Raw genomic sequence first — 14,413 nt, forward strand, 5'->3', positions numbered from 1 at the left:
AATAATTTTTGAAGTGAGAAATAGCGATGCATTTATTTTCCTTGCACCGTAATAAAACCCTGCGCAATGTGGCGCTCTCCGTGCTTGGCCTCTCTGCGGCCTGGAGCGTACAGGCGCAGACTGCAGCCAGTCCGTTCAGCGATTTGATTACAGAGCCAGGCGGTGCTGGCCTCGGTTTCGTAACGCGTTTCGAAAGCTCGCCATATGTCGGCGGCGGTACACGGCAGGATTTATTGCCGCTGTATCTGTATGAGGGCGAGCATGTATCGATGCAAGCCAATCGTATAGGCATCAAGTTCACGCCGAGTACCGAACAGCGTTTTGATGTCTACTTCAAACGACGGCTGGAAGGTTTTCCGGAAGCCGGCAAGGTTGCATCGCTGAATGGCATGGAAGTACGTAACACGGGTGTTGATCTGGGTTTCACCTACCGCTATGAGCAGCCGTGGGGGACCTTGTATGCGTCCATCCTGCATGATGTGAGCAATACCTCGAACGGTACCGAGCTGGCACTGGAGTATGCGTATGAGTGGCGCTCTGGCCGTTTGTCTTTGCGCCCCAGCCTGAACGTCTCCCTGCGCGATTCCAAACTCAATAATTACTACTATGGCGTACGTGCGAATGAAGCCGTTGCCGGGCGTCCTGCGTATGCGCCGGGCTCGGGCACGAATGTCTCGCTGAATCTGTACGGCACGTATGACTTGACGGATCGCTGGCGCTTGCTGGCGGGCGCGTCGGTGACTTCCTTCGATGGCTCGATACAGGACAGTCCTATCGTACGTCGCGGCCTGCAACCCTCAATCTTTGTCGGTGCTGCCTACGATTTCGGCAGCTATAAAAAGCTATGGTCGGATGAGCGGACACCAACCTATGTGCGCGTGCTGTATGGCCGAGCTGCGGATGACGGCTGTCATCTGGCGCGCATCCTGACCTTTAAATGTGCAGACCTCGATAAGGTGAACCCGACCAGCATCACTGGCGTACATATAGGTAAACCTTTCATAGAAAAGCTGAATGGCTGGCCGCTCGACTTCGTTGGTTATGCGGGTCTGGTGTATCACAACGATCGCAACCTGCAGGCCAACGGTATCCAGGCTGATTTGTTCATGAAGGCTTATTACTACGGCTTGCCATGGAATCACAAGGTCAAGACCCGACTGGGTTGGGGGCTGGGTGTTTCTTTCGCCAATCGTGTGCCGTACACCGAAGTCAGCAGCCAGGCGGCACGTGACCGGCCGACCTCGCGCTTGCTGAATTATCTCGACCCGACTATCGACGTCAGTCTCGGCGACATCATCGGTTCGCCGGGATTGAAAGAGACTTACATTGGCCTCGGCGTGTCACACCGTTCAGGAATTTTTGGCTCGTCCAGATTGCTGGGTGATGTGAACGGTGGTTCGAACTATATCTATACCTACCTGGAAATGAAGATCTAGGCAGGCGTCTCACACTCTTCCGCATCATCTCCTGAGGCTGCATAAGCAGCTTCAGGATTCTGCTCTTCGTCATGCTCCTCGCGTAGTTCGATACGCTCGCACCCCGCCATAGTTCCCTGCATCTGCTGCAGATTACTCGCCACACATTTTGTGCTTTGGGCGCGTATTGCCATGCTTCGTTGCTTGGCTCCGCCAACAAGTTGGATGACTGCGGCAACCTGGCGGCACACACCGCATTTTTGGCGTTAAAAGCCGGAAAAACAGAACATTTTGTTTCGGACGTTACGTAACAAGTAACACGTAACAATTGAATTTTCATGTCAAAAATGACAATGTCTTATTAATAATTATTCTCCCAAGTAATTGATTATTAAACGATTTTTTTTGAGGTTGAAAAATTGCTGAAAAGCGCAAAAAAACGGGATTTCCATTGGCATGCAATTTGCCACTTGGAAAGTACGGGGGCTCTTCAATTTAATTTTGAATTACAACGAGGGAGAACGAACATGAATACGAATCTGAAACTGAACAAAAGCATTACAAGCCTTGCAGTCTTGTCCGCAGTTCTTTTGATGGCAGGCTGTTCTTCGACTGGCAGCGGTTCTTCCGGTGCCAGCCTCGGCGGTGGTGGTGGCGGTGTGACCGCAACTGCAACGCCAACCGGCCAAATTGCAAACGGCGCAGGTAACATCGTGACGTCGACCGGTAATGCAGTATCTGATACTGGTACCGCAGTCGGCAACCTGAACCTGCCTATCGTACCGCAACAAACCCAATCCGATTTGGGTAACGTCGTTACCCAAGGTGGCGGCATCGTTTCGACACTGGGCAATGGCATCAGCAATGGCCTGGGTCAAATGGGTGTGATCGATAATCCAGTCGGTGTCACTGTCGGCAGCACAGGCGGCGTGGTTAACCAAACCGGTGTCACAGTACAAAGCGCTGGCACACTGGTCAGCAACCTCGGTACCGGTCAACTCGCCGCGTTGGCACCTGTCACCGCTCCAGTCGGCGGCCTGGTCACCAAAGTCGGTGAAACCGTTTCCAATGTTTCGGTTCCTTTGACCCAAGTGCTGACTACCGGACCAGTAGAGCAAGTAACCAAAACACTGAGCCATACCATCGTGCCATTGACCAGCCAAGTGACGACATTGACACAGTCGCTCGGTAAAACAACAGGCTTGGGTCAACCAGTCAGCAATTTGCTGATCGCTGTGGGCGGCACGGTGAGCAAAGTGGGCGGTACCGTGAAAACCAGTGGCTTGCCTGTCGTGAACAACCTGGGTAATCCAGTCATCACCACAGGTAACACTGTATCGATCGCAGGCATCCTGTTGCATGGTACAGGCGGCACATCAGGTGCATTCTCGCTGGGTAGCTTGCTGGGCGGAGTCGGCGGTGAAGGTGGCACGATCAATCTGTTGTCGCCAGTAGTCAGCATCGTTAATCCTATCCTTGGCGGTGGCCTGGGTGGTGTAGGTGGCGGCCTTGGTGGCGGCAATTTGTTAGCACCTGTAGTCAGCATCGTTGATCCTCTGCTGGGCGGTAGCCTTGGTGGCATCGGTGGCGGCGCAGACGTCGGTAATCTATTGGCACCCATCACAAACGTGGTGAACCCACTGCTCGGTGGTATCGGTGGCGGTAGCGGTGCAGGTGGTTTGCTGGCTCCAGTGACCAACATCGTCAATCCATTGCTGGGCGGTCTGGGTGGTGGTAGCGGTGCCGGCGGCTTGCTGGCTCCAGTAACCAACATCGTCAATCCATTGCTCGGCGGTGTAGCTGGCGGTAGCGGTGCAGGTGGCTTGCTGGCCCCAGTAACCAACATCGTTAATCCACTGCTGGGTGGTGTAGCTGGTGGTGCCGGTACAGGTAACGTATTGGCGCCAGTCACCAACATTGTTAACCCATTGCTCGGTGGTGTGGCTGGCGGTGCAGGTACAACTAACTTGCTGTCACCTGTCACCAATATCGTGAACCCTATCGTTGCCCCATTGGTTGGTGGTGCGGTAGGTGGCGCGACCGGTACAACAGGTACTACTAATGTGCTGGCACCAGTGACCAATACCGTGGCCACACTCGTGAATGGCTTGCTCGGTAAAAAATAAGAGCCTGCTTCTTCCCTCTGCAAATCCTGATCCTCGTGATCAGGATTTTGCACGTGGAGGCCAGTAAGAACAAAAGCGGTGTTTCAAGGGAATGTGTCTGACGTCGTAAACAGATATACAGCGAAGACGGAGTTGCCGGAATGCTTTAGTGAAGAGGATTTTATGCTTACACAGCGTGGCCTGCCCATACGGTATTGACGAGCGTAAATAATGTTTGTGCAAGTTGTGAGATGTTTTCCTTAAAGTATTGATTCGTAGAAATATTTTTTGTCGCTTTTTTCCAAAAATACCGCATTTATGGGATGTTCAGAGTAGCCGGACACGCTCATTCTTTAAAGCAACTTCAATTGGTTAACAATTGCAAATTCTGTGCGCACATTTTTATGTGTGGTGCTTGCCTAAAGTGTCAGACCGTCAGTAAGCACTTACAAGAATACACAGTTGTAAACCTTGGGTTTGACTCTTGCCATTTGGCAACTAAGCTGAATCAGGCGGTAGCTTAAGACGTAGTGATATCGAGATGTGTAGTACTGAAAGGACGCATGTGTCACGGCATGCTGACAAAGGGACTGTATGCAAAGATTCATCGAGAGATTGGTTGCGGTCTGTCTGACAAGCGCACTGGGTCAATTGGCCTTGATGCCGCATGCCAGCGCAGACACACGCAGCGCCGGCCAGGGCAATCCTCTCGATAACCTGCCCAAGCTCGAACCTAGTCCTGCGCCCGCCGTCACCGTAGACATCCAGCCACAAGCGCTGGATCCTGCCATGCAGCGTTTGCTGGCTAGTCGCATCGTACCTTCACGCTTCAAAATTTCCGGTGTCGAAAGCATACCGTTTGAACTCGTCGCTGCTGAATTCGCCCCACTGAGCAATCGCGAAGTGACCGTCGCCCAGCTGCTGCAAGCAGCAAACAAAGTGACGCAGATCTACCAGGCCAAAGGCTATCCGCTCTCTTTTGCCTTCGTGCCCGCGCAAACCTTCCAGGACAATATCGTCGAGATCAATGTGGTCGAGGGTTATGTCAGCACGGTCAAGATAGAAGGCAACCCAGGTGCGTCGGAAGAGCGCTTGCGGAACATTGCAGAGCAACTGAAAGAAGACCGCCCGCTGAGCCGCGATACCTTTGACCGTATCACGACCATCTTGAGTTTGCAGCCCGGCATGCGCATCAAGGCTACCGTGAAGCCGCCAGAGAATACCGATGGTGCGTCCGAGATGACGCTGGACGTCAGCCGTAAACCTGTGACTACCTCATTTGCATTGGATACCGCAACGTCGTCGCTGCGCGGCATCTTCAGCGTAACTGAGAACGGCCTGACGCCGCTTGGAGAACAAGTGACAGTGAGTGCGATTGCGCCACGCGGACCTTCGCGTGAAGAGTATGTCGGTGTGAACTACATACAGCCTATCCGCTATCAAGGGATGTTGTTGCAGGTCACGCTCTCTGACTACAAAGGTGAACCGGAAAATCAATCGCTGCCTGCGCAGCAACTGCAGTCACGTTATCAAACGAAAACACAGCGTGTCAGCGCGAGCCTGAGCTATCCATTGATATTGAAACCGACGCGTGCACTGACCTTGTCCGGCGGTATCTACGCCGTCAAAAATTCTTCGCGCTATTCGCTGAATGTGCCTGCGCCTGCACCGAGTATCGAATTCAGTTCGGACATCCGCGCGCTGAGCCTGGAACTGACATCGACCGAAGTCTCGGATCGCAGCAGCATGCAATGGTCACTGGGTGTCTACCAGGGGCTGGATAGCCTGGGTGCACGCCAGATCAACGGCAACATCGACCTAGACTTTTTGCGTGTCAAAGGCAGCTTCACGCGTACCAATACATTTGATGGCGGCTATGGCATCACAGTCAGCGGCATGGGCCAATACAGCAGCAACATCCTGCCCTTGTCGGAACAGGTCAGTTTTGGCGCCAAGCAATATGGCCTGGCTTATCCGGTCGGTGAAATCGCAGGTGACAAAGGCTGGGGCGTCTCGCTCGAATTCAATCGCGCTTTCCCATACGACGGTAACTACGTGAAACGCATCCAGCCGTATGTAATGGCAGATGCAGCCAAGGTCTACGTCAATGCAGGACGCTTGTCGCATAGCGAGATTGCATCGGTCGGCACCGGCGTGCGCTTTACCGACCAGCGCCACTATTCGCTCGATCTGTCGATCGCACAACCGGTAGGTGAGGTCCCGATTAACGCGAGCAAACGTGCACCGCGCTTGAACCTTGGATATTCGTATCAGCTGGACTAGAACAGGATAAGACTAAGGCCATCGTGCAGGAAAAGAGATGGCCAGATGGGGAGAACGGCGTTTCCTATTGATTGTAAGAGCTGTGTTAGAGAAAGGAGTCTGACATCGAAAACGAACAGAAGGCATCAGAAAAAATGGGCGACGGTTCGGTTGAACGCGTCGTTTAAAACGAAGTGACATCTATTTGATAGAGATACAGGAGCAGGAAATGAAAAGCCAAATTATCCGTTTTATGAAAGATGAAGAAGGTGCGACCGCGATTGAGTATGGACTGATCGCTGGTTTGATTGCTGTCGTCATCATCGCAGCCATTACTTCAATAGGTACAAATCTGGATGGCATCTTTGATGTGATCGTAACCAAACTGACAGCCGTTCCTAGGACCTGATAGCGCTTAATGTTGTTAGCGCTGTTGATAAAGAGCATGAGTCGATACCCCTAGCGCCATGTTGAATTGATGACTGTATTCACCGTTTTATTGTGTATTGCAGTTATTGCTTACGACTTCATGTTTCGTCGTGTGCCGAACGGCTTGCTCTTGCTGTTCTTGCTGGCACACATAGCGAGCGTGATAGTGAATGGGCATGGCATAGGCGGTATTGATGTATGGAATTCTGTCATCGGTGCCGTACTTGGATTGATGGTCTTTGTTCCCTTGTATGTATGGCGAGTAATGGGGGCAGGAGATGTCAAATTCCTGGTAGTCATCGGTGTGTTGCTGGGGTTTAAAGGATTGTTTGTTGTATGGCTGATAGGTAGTGTTTTGGCTGGAATGCATGCGCTCGTATTTCATCTTTATGGTGCATTGACAGGCCTCATCCCTTTAAGACTGAATCGCTTCATGCAGCAGGTGGCAGATGGCGAAATGTATAAACGGATGATGAATGCGCGCCAGGGAAGAAAGGGCATTCCCTACGCCGCCTATCTGGCTATTGCGTTTATTTACTCCGTGGGTAAGGCATGGGGGGGATGATGAAAAACGTAACTCCAGATCATGCAAAAGCAGGGCACCCATCTATACGCTTTGCTCATGACGTTGATAAGCAGCGTGGCGCTGCCGTCATTGAGTTTGCGTTTGTCTTCCCTATCTTTTTCGTCATCTTTTACGCCGTCATTACCTATGGTCTGATTTTTGTGGCGCAGCAGTCGATTACGCTGGCGGCTGCAGAAGGTGCGCGAGCAGCATTGCGCTATGCAAGTTCGGATACGGTACGCGAGACCAATGCGACGAATGCGGCAATTGGTACAGGGAGCTCGGCTTACTGGCTGACGCCACGCTTAACCGTAACGAATGCGCTTTCCACTTGTCCATACAGTAGCGCCGCAAACAACAACGCCGGAGTGCGTTGTTATCGCGTGACGGTTACATACGCAAACTACCGACAAAATCCGCTTGCTCCCATATTGCTCGGATCATTGCTGAAGGTATCCGTTCCGGAGAAGCTTGAAAGCACCGCGATTATTCAACTCGATTAATAAACCACCATAAAGAATTATGCGCTCATGAACAAACTAACAAAAATCATCGCTGTAGTTCTTGTCTTGCTGGCGCTGTGCCTGGCCGCACTTGCATGGTGGATGGGGCGACAACCACCTCCCCAGCCTATGGAAGTTAAGACGGTAGCTGCGCCTAAAGCGGCCGAGTATCCCGTGGTTGTCGCGGCCGAGAAACTGGAAAAAGGGAAGCAGATAACGGCAAGCAATGTGAAGCTGGTGGCGTTTCCCGTCACTGCAAACGGCACATACGCAAACGCGGCGGATGTCATAGGCAAGGTGCCTGCTGTTGATATCGCTGCTGACACCCTGGTGACGGAAGAACAACTGGTTCGTGGACTGGCCTTAAAACTGGCGGAAGGTGAGCGTGCGGTGGCGATACCAGTAGATGAAGTGGTTGGAGTGGGGAATCGTATCGCTGCGGGTGACTATGTGGATGTCTTCTTCACCCTGAAGAAAGGAAGTGACGCTGAATTCGGGCAATCTCGTTTAGTGGCGTCGCGCCGACTGGTATTGACCTACGGCGCTGCGACCGTCGGCGAAGCGCAGGCTAGTCCAAATGCGCTGGCAAACAGCCAGACCGCACAAACAGTACAAGCACGCACGGCCGTGCTGGCCACACCCATCGATCAGGTTAATCAGCTGTTGCTGGCAGCACAGAACGGTAAGTTGACCTTGGTACTCCGACACCCTGGCGATAACGGTATCGCGGATATGAATCTGTTTCCTGAGCCTAAGAATGTATTGAAGGAAAAGATTGGTTTATCGCAGGCAGACAAAGAGGAATTGAAAACGGGCGATAACCAGGCTTATGCTGGTATCGATTTCTCGAGTTGGGCGGGGACTGGAAATGTAACTCGTCCACATGCCGCAAACAGCGGCTCCGCGCCCAGGACACAAAGCAGATCGTCGAGCACTCTAGAGGTCATTAAAGGAACGCAGCGGGAAAACGTTAGCTTCTGAGCCGTAAAAAACTATCGATAATCTGACGCGGATGGCTGATAAATGAGAATACTTAATGCCTTAGTGATTGTTGCCGGATTACTGTCTTCTTCCGTATTGGCAGAGGACATGAATGTAACGGTGAGGGTACGCGAGCAGCTGCAGCTAAAGACGCCCGCGGATCTGGAGCGTATTGCTGTAGCCGATCCGGAGGTCGCTGATGTCCTGATCATCAAAGGATCAGGAAAGCGGCCGGGCAGCATCATGCTGCTGGGTAAAAAGCCGGGCAGTACCAGCGTAACTGCATGGCAGCGCAATGGTCCGACTAAAGTATGGCAAGTGCAGGTTCAGAGTGCCCTGCAAAGCACTTTGCCGGAAGAGGGAATGGATCTGCAGATTAGTGGCGACACCGCCAGCCTGCGTGGCCAGGCACCTTCCTTGTTGTCACATGCGAACGTAGCAACAGCCGGTGCGCAGGTGGTAGGTAGGGAAAAATTGCTGGATAGCTCTACGGTTGCCACCAGTGGCATGGTGCAGATAGATGTACAGATCGTTGAATTCAGTCGCAACGTGCTGAAGGAAGCAGGTTTTGACTTCCTGTTCAACCAGAATCGCGGCGCGACGTTTAGCTTCGGTCTGAATAATTTTTCTACCATCTTGTCTTCTACAGTGCAGACGCCGGTGTCCCAGGCATTCAACCTATTGGGAAGTTCGAGTGTAAATGCCCGTGTAAAGCTGATAGAGCAAAATGGTTTGGCGCGTGTACTTGCGCGACCTTCATTGACCGCTCTTTCTGGGCAGAGCGCCAGTTTTCTGGCCGGTGGTGAGTTGCCGGTTCCACAGTCAGGCGGACTCGGAACTACAACCGTTATCTATAAGTCATTCGGTATCGGTTTGACCGTCACACCTACCGTTTTGTCTGCAAATCGTATTGCGTTGAAAGTGGCTCCTGAGGCCAGCGATCTCGATTATGCGAATGCGATCGTGACCAACAATATGCTGATTCCCGCAATATCCACGCGTCGTACAGAAACGACGCTGGAGCTTGGTGACGGTGAAAGCTTTGTTATTGGCGGTCTGGTCTCACGTACGACTAAATCAAGTGTGAACAAGGTTCCGTTCCTTGGCGATCTACCGATACTTGGTCCCTTCTTTCGCAGCATGCAATACAGCCAGGATGAAAAGGAGCTGGTCATTATTGCGACACCGCATCTGGTGAAACCAATAGCGAAAGGCACACAGCTTCCGCTGCCTGGCGATGACAAGGAAAGACGAGATACTCCGGCGAATGCCTGGGGTAGTTATGTGATGGGCGTCGCAGGGCGCGACGATCTACCAGGATTTTCAAAGTAAATAGTGGAGAAGAAATCTTTGGAAAAGCTCATGGAACATAGTCAGCAGCGTGAAACGCAGCTGAATGACAGCAATCGCTTCGTCTTTTGCTCGTCTAACGGCGCGCACTTGCGCTGGCTGGCCCATGCTTTGAAAGAGTGGCATGTGGTGCAACAGGAACTGGCGCCGATAGCGTTGCTGACCGCACGCGTGGCTGAATGTAAGCCACGTCTGGTATTGCTCGATTTTTCGGGTAACTGCGGAGACAGCACGGCCAACTGCACGGCAGACATGATCGCATTGGCGCAAATGATGAAGACCAAATTACCGGACGTTCCGGTGGTCGCAGTTGGCACCATGGACTACCCGGAAGGTGCGGTCGCGGCCTTGCGTGCGGGTGTGCATCACTTTATAGATATGACGGCTCCGGTAGAGGAGGCGCACGATGTCATCTACAAACTGGTTGCTGCAGTTGCTGCTCCTGCTGTTGCAATTCAGGGAACATTGATCAGTTTGGTCGGAGCAAGACCTGGTGTAGGCACTACGACTTTGTCAGTACATCTGGCCGATCTGCTGCAACTGCGTAAGTCCGTTCAGCACAAGGATTACCAGATAGGTTTGCTGGATCTTGGTTTGCCCGCTGGGGATGGGCAGTTGTATCTGAATGTGGCGGGGACCTACAGTTTTATGGATACCTTGCGCAATCGCCATCGCCTGGACCGGACATTAATTCAGACTGCCCTGACCAATAGTCATAACGGAATCAAAGTCATTTCCCTGCCACGCGTACTCAAGGAGATGGCCGGAGTATCGCATGATGATGTGCTGTCATTGTTGACGCAATTGCGACTTTATTTTGATGTCCTAGTGTTGGACCTGGGCGGCCTCGCTGATACGGAACTGGTGGAGTGCATCGCGAACGCTTCGGATCAGGTGCTGTTTGTGACAGATCAAAGTGCCGGGGCTCTGGTTTCGCTCTCCGGCATGCTCAAGGAATTCAATAAACACGGCGGTGATGCAAGTCGCCGACAACTGGTCGTCAATCGCTATGACATTCGTTATGGCATGAGTGCGCAGCAGATTGCCGAACGTTTCACTCTACCGTTGGCAGCCGCGCTGCCGGAATGCACATTGCGCTTGATGAGTAGTGCCAATCAGGGAAAGTTACTACATGAAGTCGCCAAGCACGATCCATACGTGCGAGCGATACAGGATCTGGCAGAAAAATTATTAAATCCGCATGCCGAGAAACATGGCGGGAAGTTATCGAGTTGGGTACCAGGTTTTCTCAAGCCATAAATACAACGCATACAACGGCAGCGGCCGGGATAGAGGCAGAGTGAGATGAACGATCAAGTGGGATTGGCCAATGAGGACAGCGCCTTTGTAAATACGCAAAGGTTCCAGGACATCAAAACCGCCGCGTACGACAATTTGCTGACGCGGATAGAAGAGCTCGGTGCCGAGTTCGGACGCTGGTCGCGTGCAGCGATACAGCAATTCGTCAATCTGGACGTAGACGGTTTTGTGCGCTTGCGTCGGATCCCCTTGAATGAAAACGAAGTGCGGCTGATTGCCGATGCACTGACCAAGGAACTGGCGGGGCTAGGTCCGCTGGAAGATTTGCTGGCGGACCCTGACGTTGAAGATATCTTGATCAACGGCTACAACGATGTCTTTGTCTCACGGCATGGTGTGTTGCAACGAGAAACCTTGCGCTTCACCGACAACAATCATTTGCTGCGCATCGTACGGCGTATCCTGGCTCCGCTAGGACGGCGACTAGATGAGTCGAATCCTATGGTAGACGCACGTCTGCCTGACGGTGGACGTCTGAATGTTGTGATTGAACCGCTGGCGGTAGACGGACCTATGGTCTCGATACGGAAATTCCGTCGTGATCCCTTGAAGCCATCTGATCTGCGTCAACTCGGCACATTGAATGACGAATTATTTGTCCTGCTGGAAAACGCGGTAAAAGCTCGCTGCAACATCCTGATCTCCGGCGGCACCAGTTCGGGGAAAACCTCGCTGCTCAATGCACTTGCCTTCTTTTTGCCAGAGAACGAACGCGTGGTGACAGTTGAAGACACCGCCGAGCTATCACTTAACCATCCCCATGTTGTACGCCTGGAATCGCGCATAGGTAGCTTTGAAGGTACCGGTGTCGTGACCATACGCGACCTGATCCGGAACAGCTTGCGCATGCGGCCGGACCGCATCATCGTCGGCGAAGTTCGTGGCGCAGAAGTGCTGGAAATGTTGCAAGCGATGAATACCGGCCATGACGGCTCGATGGCGACCATCCATGCGAACACACCGCGCGAATGCTTGCATCGTATAGAGATGCTGGCCGGGTTTGCCGGATTCCAGGGTAGCGAATCCAGTTTGCGTCGTCAGATCGCTGGCGCGATTGACTTCATCGTGCAGATAGGGCGCTTGTCTAGTGGTCGCCGCCGCATCGTATCCATTACTGAAATTACCGGCGTGGGCGACAACATCATCACCACGCAGGAACTGTATCGCCACGAAAGCTTTAGTGGTCCCGACGGCGAAGAAAAAGATCGCTGGGTTTCGCTGGGTATACAGCCGCATTCACCAAAACTGAAAAAAATGCGGCCTATGACATCTAACGGCGACCATACACAAAAGAGAATCTGACCATGTCTGCGCTGACTTTATGGATGGTTGCTGCGGCGATTCTGTTACTCGCCGGCGGTATCCTGCTATGGCAAAACGCACAGCTGCATCAACAGCAAGACGCGACGTCGGCCTTTGTTGATCATCAGATACGCAATATGGAACAAATGCAGTCGGTTACGTTTGAAGAGGCCGACACAGAAGCAGTGCTCCAGCCCCGGGTGGAGTCGAATGCATGGCGGAAATTCTTGTTGCGCGCTGGCATAGTCGCTACTCCTCTTTTCTATGTGATTTTGATCGCGCCAGGAATTGCGCTGGTAGTGCTGGCGGCCTTGTTTGGCGGTGTCTTGTCGGCGCTAGGTACTGCATTTCTGTATGTGACTTTGTCTTACTTCCGTTTATGGTTAAAGGCGACACGCCGTCATCAAAAAATGGTGCGGCAATTACCGGCGTTTCTCGACACGATGGTCCGCTTGACCATCGTCGGTAATAGCCTGGAGTCGGCGTTCCAGGCGACAGTGCTCACTACGGATGCCCCTTTGCGTGAATTACTAGATCGTAGTAATCGCCTGGTGCAGGCAGGTATGGATCTGGAGCATGCGCTGCTGCAAAAGGCACGCGTCTTTCAAGTGAAGGAGCTCGAACTGATCGCTGCCGTCATCGGCGTGGCCTTACGTTTTGGCGGGCGCGCGGATACCGTTCTGGAGCGTATGGCTGCTTTTATGCGCGACCGGGAATATGCGCAGAACGAATTGGTAGCGTTATCGGCTGAGGTCAGATTGTCGGCGTGGATATTAGGCCTGTTGCCGATAGGGATGGGTGTCTTTATGGTGATCTTTAATAACCGGATGTTTGTCACCATGCTGGAAGATCCAATCGGAAAGAATCTTTTGATCTTTGCGGTCGTACTGGAAATGATCGGTGCCTATTGGTTGTATCGCCTGGCCAAGTCGGTGTGAGGAAAAAATGAGCCCACATGTCCTCAACGTCTTATCAATATCGTTGTTCGCCGCTGCGGCGCTGCTGGTAGGCGGCGTGTTGCTACGTCAAATATGGCAGTTTGTGCGTAGCGAAAAAATGCTGGATCAGCGTATTGATATTCAGGAACATCCAGGCCAGGAGAAGCAGACGGAAGGTCCCGTCCTGCGTCGCTGGATCGATGGCTTTCTGAAATATGCCGCGCACTGGGTTGATACCCCATTGGGCAAGCAACTGGTCGCAGAAGAGGATAGGACTTTGCTGGACCAGTGCGGCGTGAATGATAGCCGCGGCAAAACACTTTTCTTTGCGACGCGCGTCGTCCTTGGTGTCGGCCTTCCTGTGTTGGCGTGGGTGCTCTTTTCAGACAACGCAAAGACTACGTTGTTGATTGCGGTGTTTGCCGGTTTTGCGCTGGGCTACATGGGGCCAAAGTGGATTATGCAAATCAGGGCGCGGGAACGGCGGCAAAAAGCTGCCGAAGAATTGCCGCTGTTAATTGATCTCCTGCGTTTGTTGCAAGGCGTTGGCATGTCTATAGATCAAAGCCTGCATGTGGTGGAAAACGAATTTTCCAGTTCTTTGCCCATACTGGGAAAAGAATTGCAAATTGCGGCGCAACAGTATCTGAACGGACGTACTCGCGAGCAATCCTTACGCCGTTTCTCAAGCGTGTTTGAAAACGAAGACATGAGCGCAGTAGCACGTCTGATCGTTCAGGTCGATCGTTATGGCGGAGCAGTCCAGCAGCCCTTGCAGCAGTTCAGTGACCGCTTGCGTGAGCAACGCAAGCTGGATATGAAAGAAAAAGTCGGCAAGCTGACAGTCAAGATGACCGGCGTCATGGTTCTGGCACTACTACCTGCTTTACTAATTATTACGGGTGGCGCAGGTTTTCTGGCGATCATTCGCGCTTTGTCACAAATGGGAGGTGCCTCATGAAGAGTCTGAGATACGGTGGCACGATGGCCGCCTTGCTGCTTGTGCTGGTAGCGGGAGGTTGTTCCAGTTTCAACGCTTCTTCCAATGAATATGCGATGCGCAATGAGGAAGCCATGCAGCGTCAGCAACTGGAACTTGATAAACCTGCTTTGGACGGCGGTTTCAACCGGTGAATGCAACACACTAAAGGCTATGCAGATAGCGGGAGTGTGTCATGGTTCGCCGAACAAGGATCATCTATACCGATAGCCAAAAGGCTTTGATGTGGGATCGCTGGAAGAA

General features: G+C 52.4%; 13 protein-coding genes. All 13 read left to right on the plus strand.

The genetic code is table 11. From position 1 onward, the window contains the following. The first annotated feature begins 26 nt into the window (after nt 1–26). Complete coding sequence (locus IXC47_RS11690; RefSeq protein ID WP_195875728.1) at nt 27–1,436, plus strand: MipA/OmpV family protein; 1,410 nt, start codon at nt 27–29, stop codon at nt 1,434–1,436. A gap of 506 nt (nt 1,437–1,942) precedes the next feature. Next, complete coding sequence (locus tag IXC47_RS11695) at nt 1,943–3,541, plus strand: collagen-like triple helix repeat-containing protein (protein WP_195875729.1); 1,599 nt, start codon at nt 1,943–1,945, stop codon at nt 3,539–3,541. A gap of 573 nt (nt 3,542–4,114) precedes the next feature. Beyond that, entirely contained in the window at nt 4,115–5,803 is a 1,689-nt protein-coding gene (locus IXC47_RS11700; RefSeq protein ID WP_195875730.1) for a ShlB/FhaC/HecB family hemolysin secretion/activation protein, read from the plus strand. A gap of 208 nt (nt 5,804–6,011) precedes the next feature. Next, nucleotides 6,012–6,191: a Flp family type IVb pilin gene (locus tag IXC47_RS11705; protein WP_195875731.1), complete on the plus strand. Its 180-nt coding sequence runs from the start codon at nt 6,012–6,014 to the stop codon at nt 6,189–6,191. A gap of 69 nt (nt 6,192–6,260) precedes the next feature. Then, entirely contained in the window at nt 6,261–6,776 is a 516-nt protein-coding gene (locus IXC47_RS11710) for an A24 family peptidase (protein ID WP_195875732.1), read from the plus strand. Beyond that, nucleotides 6,764–7,279 (plus strand): TadE/TadG family type IV pilus assembly protein, encoded by a 516-nt coding sequence (locus IXC47_RS11715; RefSeq protein ID WP_230089519.1) that lies wholly within the window; start codon nt 6,764–6,766, stop codon nt 7,277–7,279. Before IXC47_RS11710 ends, IXC47_RS11715 begins: the two co-directional genes overlap by 13 nt. Before the next feature lie 27 nt (nt 7,280–7,306). After that, nucleotides 7,307–8,260, plus strand: a complete 954-nt coding sequence (cpaB, locus tag IXC47_RS11720; RefSeq protein ID WP_195875733.1) for a Flp pilus assembly protein CpaB — start codon at nt 7,307–7,309, stop codon at nt 8,258–8,260. Nucleotides 8,261–8,302: 42 nt separating this feature from the next. Next, nucleotides 8,303–9,592, plus strand: coding sequence for a type II and III secretion system protein family protein (locus tag IXC47_RS11725; RefSeq protein WP_195875734.1), 1,290 nt, complete (start codon nt 8,303–8,305; stop codon nt 9,590–9,592). Nucleotides 9,593–9,622: 30 nt separating this feature from the next. Further along, nucleotides 9,623–10,870 carry a pilus assembly protein CpaE gene (locus tag IXC47_RS11730; protein ID WP_195875735.1) on the plus strand — a complete coding sequence of 416 codons (1,248 nt, stop codon included), beginning with the start codon at nt 9,623–9,625 and terminating at the stop codon, nt 10,868–10,870. A 45-nt stretch (nt 10,871–10,915) separates the two neighbouring features. After that, nucleotides 10,916–12,232, plus strand: a complete 1,317-nt coding sequence (locus IXC47_RS11735; RefSeq protein ID WP_195875736.1) for a CpaF family protein — start codon at nt 10,916–10,918, stop codon at nt 12,230–12,232. A 2-nt stretch (nt 12,233–12,234) separates the two neighbouring features. Next, on the plus strand, nt 12,235–13,170 hold the full coding sequence (locus IXC47_RS11740; RefSeq protein ID WP_195875737.1) for a type II secretion system F family protein: 936 nt from the start codon (nt 12,235–12,237) through the stop codon (nt 13,168–13,170). Beyond that, on the plus strand, nt 13,133–14,131 hold the full coding sequence (locus tag IXC47_RS11745; RefSeq protein WP_326838398.1) for a type II secretion system F family protein: 999 nt from the start codon (nt 13,133–13,135) through the stop codon (nt 14,129–14,131). Before IXC47_RS11740 ends, IXC47_RS11745 begins: the two co-directional genes overlap by 38 nt. Further along, nucleotides 14,128–14,304 carry a hypothetical protein gene (locus tag IXC47_RS11750; protein ID WP_195875738.1) on the plus strand — a complete coding sequence of 59 codons (177 nt, stop codon included), beginning with the start codon at nt 14,128–14,130 and terminating at the stop codon, nt 14,302–14,304. The genes IXC47_RS11745 and IXC47_RS11750 overlap by 4 nt, the downstream gene beginning before the upstream one ends. Nucleotides 14,305–14,413: the final 109 nt, after the last annotated feature.

Origin of the sequence: Herminiimonas contaminans, from assembly GCF_015645465.1 — a bacterium.
GTDB classification, from domain to species: Bacteria; Pseudomonadota; Gammaproteobacteria; order Burkholderiales; family Burkholderiaceae_D; genus Oxalicibacterium; species Oxalicibacterium contaminans.

Bases quoted from the DNA above. Each gene is read 5' to 3' on its own strand.
- IXC47_RS11735 (WP_195875736.1), top strand. From the start codon at position 10,916: ATGAACGATCAAGTGGGATTGGCCAATGAGGACAGCGCCTTTGTAAAT.
- IXC47_RS11705 (WP_195875731.1), top strand. From the start codon at position 6,012: ATGAAAAGCCAAATTATCCGTTTTATGAAAGATGAAGAAGGTGCGACC.
- cpaB (WP_195875733.1), top strand. From the start codon at position 7,307: ATGAACAAACTAACAAAAATCATCGCTGTAGTTCTTGTCTTGCTGGCG.
- IXC47_RS11700 (WP_195875730.1), top strand. From the start codon at position 4,115: ATGCAAAGATTCATCGAGAGATTGGTTGCGGTCTGTCTGACAAGCGCA.
- IXC47_RS11690 (WP_195875728.1), top strand. From the start codon at position 27: ATGCATTTATTTTCCTTGCACCGTAATAAAACCCTGCGCAATGTGGCG.
- IXC47_RS11725 (WP_195875734.1), top strand. From the start codon at position 8,303: ATGAGAATACTTAATGCCTTAGTGATTGTTGCCGGATTACTGTCTTCT.
- IXC47_RS11730 (WP_195875735.1), top strand. From the start codon at position 9,623: ATGGAACATAGTCAGCAGCGTGAAACGCAGCTGAATGACAGCAATCGC.
- IXC47_RS11715 (WP_230089519.1), top strand. From the start codon at position 6,764: ATGGGGGGGATGATGAAAAACGTAACTCCAGATCATGCAAAAGCAGGG.
- IXC47_RS11710 (WP_195875732.1), top strand. From the start codon at position 6,261: ATGACTGTATTCACCGTTTTATTGTGTATTGCAGTTATTGCTTACGAC.
- IXC47_RS11740 (WP_195875737.1), top strand. From the start codon at position 12,235: ATGTCTGCGCTGACTTTATGGATGGTTGCTGCGGCGATTCTGTTACTC.
- IXC47_RS11750 (WP_195875738.1), top strand. From the start codon at position 14,128: ATGAAGAGTCTGAGATACGGTGGCACGATGGCCGCCTTGCTGCTTGTG.
- IXC47_RS11695 (WP_195875729.1), top strand. From the start codon at position 1,943: ATGAATACGAATCTGAAACTGAACAAAAGCATTACAAGCCTTGCAGTC.